At 69.6% G+C, this 2666-nt stretch carries 3 protein-coding genes; 1 reads left to right on the forward strand and 2 read right to left on the reverse strand.

Translation table 11 applies throughout. From position 1 onward, the window contains the following. Nucleotides 1-30 precede the first annotated feature (30 nt). Entirely contained in the window at nt 31-294 is a 264-nt protein-coding gene (locus VN520_RS31905) for a DUF5133 domain-containing protein (protein WP_325750419.1), read from the forward strand. 203 nt (nt 295-497) lie between these two features. On the opposite strand, the gene VN520_RS31910 is transcribed toward VN520_RS31905, so the two are convergent. Then, complete coding sequence (locus VN520_RS31910) at nt 498-854, reverse strand: hypothetical protein (RefSeq protein WP_325750417.1); 357 nt, start codon at nt 852-854, stop codon at nt 498-500. 106 nt (nt 855-960) lie between these two features. Beyond that, the gene (locus VN520_RS31915) at nt 961-2664 is read right to left on the reverse strand and encodes an acyl-CoA dehydrogenase family protein (RefSeq protein WP_325750418.1); all 1704 of its coding nucleotides are present in this window, start codon (nt 2662-2664) and stop codon (nt 961-963) included. Nucleotides 2665-2666 lie beyond the last annotated feature (2 nt).

The raw sequence follows: 2666 nt of genomic DNA on the forward strand, positions 1-2666 counted from the left end.
ACGTGGATCGAACATGGAGGAGAACCCGCTGTGCTGACACCCAGTCCTCAGGACCTGAGAGTGGCTCTGGCCCGCTACGCCGACGCCCGGATCGAGGATGCGCGCCGCTCCACGGACGCGACCGCCCGGGCCGTGGAGGACGCCGCCTACACGCTGTGCGTGATGACCGGCACCCAGGCCGTCCCGCAGGCCCTCCACGTCGCTGACACCATGCTCGGCATGCGTGCCACGGTTTCTCCCGCCCTTCGCCGGCCCGCGGCCAGGCAGCAGGACGACAGGCTCCAGACCGCCTGAACGGTCATCGGGACGAGGAGCCTGCGCCCGGCTGCCCGCCCTGGATCCGAGCAGCCCGGTGCCACTTCGGCACCGGGCTGCTCGGTCTGTGGACGGCGTACGGGCGATGAGGGGGGCTGGAGGCACGGCCCCGCACCGGACAGCGGTCCGGCGCCACCGATGGACTCCGGTGACGCCGGCCTCCGCCCTCAACGCCGCCGCCCTCATTCGGGGACGGCGGTCAGCGATTCGTAGTACGTGCCGAGCTTCCGCAGGTAGAAGAGGTCGCCGGTGTCCTGATCACGCTCGAAGCGCGGGGCGTCCTTGATCTGTTCCTTGGTGCACCTGACCCTGATCACCCGCTCGGGGCCGTCGACGGCGCTCACCATGCCGGCGGGCACGACGACGCTTCTGCCGAACTTCCAGACCCCCGCGTCGATCACCAGATGGTCGAAGCCCGGTACGGGCGAGAGCCTGATGACGGTGCCCACGCTCCCGTCCGGTGCTTCCACGCCGTATCCGATCACGTCGTCGTCCAGCGAACGGTCCAGCTGTGCAGGACCTGTCCAGACCGTGTCCATGGTCGTCTCCTCCCTGGCAGCCGGCCCGATCCGGCCGCCGGAACTTCCATATGCCCCGGCGGGCGCGGGCGATGCGGACCGGATCCGGCCTGGTTGCCGACCGGGATCACCGAGCCATTTCGTACGCCCCGGACAGTGCCTCGACGCGGTCCCAGACCCGCGCCGAGCGGGCGCCGTCGACGACAGGACGCCGTACCGCGGCGAGGGCCCAGCGCTGCTGCTCCCCGGTCGCGGAGTCCTTGCCGTGCAGCTCGACGGCGTGCGCGGAGAAGTCGCGGACGAGTACGGAGAACAGCTCGTCGAGCACGTCCTCGTCCAGGTCCGTCAGCCGGGCCTGCTCCAGGATCAGCTGCCCGTGGACCACCAGCGCGAAGAGCTGGCCGACGGACAGCAGGAAGTCCAGATCGCGGCTCTGCTGCTCGTCGGGCGCGCAGTCGGTCACGAAGCCGCAGAGCGCGTCCGCCTGCTCCCGGAAGCGCGCGACATTGGGCACCGCGGCGTACGCGTCGTAGGCCGGCCTCCAGTCGTGGAAGCGCACGGAGCCGAGGCCGCGGGCGGGGCCCTGCTGGAAGAGGAACGTGTCGTCGGCGGCGTCCAGGCGTGTGGTCACGGGCTCGTATCCGGCCGGGTCCAGCAGGTGGTTGCGCATGAACTTCAGGATGAGGGCGAGGTTGACGTGCACCGTGCCCTCCAGCTTGGGCAGGCTCCGGATCTCGGCGGCGGCCTGGGCGAAGTAGGTGTCCTTCTCGAAGCCCTTGGCGGCGATGACGTCCCACATCAGGTCGATGACCTTCTCGCCCTCCGTGGTCACCTTCATCTTCGTCATCGGGTTGAACAGCAGGTACCGGCGGTCCTCGGGCCCTGCCGAGCGGAAGTAGTCGACGGCACGGTCGCTGAACAGCTTCATGCCGACGAGCCGGACGTAGGCGTCGGCCAGCTCACGGCGGACGTGCGGGAAGGCGGTCACGGGGCGGCCGTAGAGGATGCGGTTGTGCGCGTGGGTGACGGCCTCGTACATCGCGTGTTCGCAGATGCCGATCGAGGCTGTGCAGAGGTTGAACTTGCCCACGTTGACGGTGTTGAGGGCGGCGTCGAAGGCGGCACGGCCGGTGTGCAGGACGTCGTCCGGACCGACCGGATAGCCGTCGAGGCGGAACTCGCTGACGTACTTGGAGGAGTCGACGACGTTCTTCACCAGGTGGTAGGCGGGGTGGCGGCTGTCGGCCGCGAAGAAGACGTAACCGTCCGGGCCCTCGATGTCGGTGCGGCGGCCGAAGACGGAGACGAGGCCGGCTGCGTTGCCGTTGCCTATGTAGTACTTGGAACCGGTGGCCCGGAAGCCGTCGTTCCCGTCCGGTTCCAGAAGCATGTCGGTGGAGTAGATGTCGGCGCCGTGCGCCTTCTCCGACAGGCCGAAGGCGAACACCTCTCCCTGGGAGAGGAGGTCTGCCGCGCGGCTGCGGGCGGCGGCGTTGCCGCTCTGCCAGACCGGCCCCAGACCGAGGATGGTCACCTGCCAGGCGTACCAGTAGTCGAGCCCGTAGAACCCGAAGACCTCGTTGAGCGCGGCGATCCGGGCGGTGTCCCAGCGCTGGTCCTCCCGCTGCGCGGCGGAGGCGGGGGTGAGGAAGGTGGCGAACAGGCCTTCCTTCGCGGCGAACCCGAGGAACTCCCCCAGCCAGGCCCGGGACCGGTAGTCCTCGATGAGCCGGCGCTTGCCCCGGTCCTCGAACCAGTCGATGGTGGCGCGCAGCAGCCTGCGGGTCTCGGGGTCGAAGTGTGCCGGGTCGTAGGCACGCGGGTTGAACAGCA

Source organism: Streptomyces sp. (genome assembly GCF_035563135.1).
Taxonomy (GTDB): Bacteria; Actinomycetota; Actinomycetes; order Streptomycetales; family Streptomycetaceae; genus Streptomyces.

Bases quoted from the DNA above. Each gene is read 5' to 3' on its own strand.
- VN520_RS31910 (WP_325750417.1), bottom strand. From the start codon at position 854: ATGGACACGGTCTGGACAGGTCCTGCACAGCTGGACCGTTCGCTGGAC.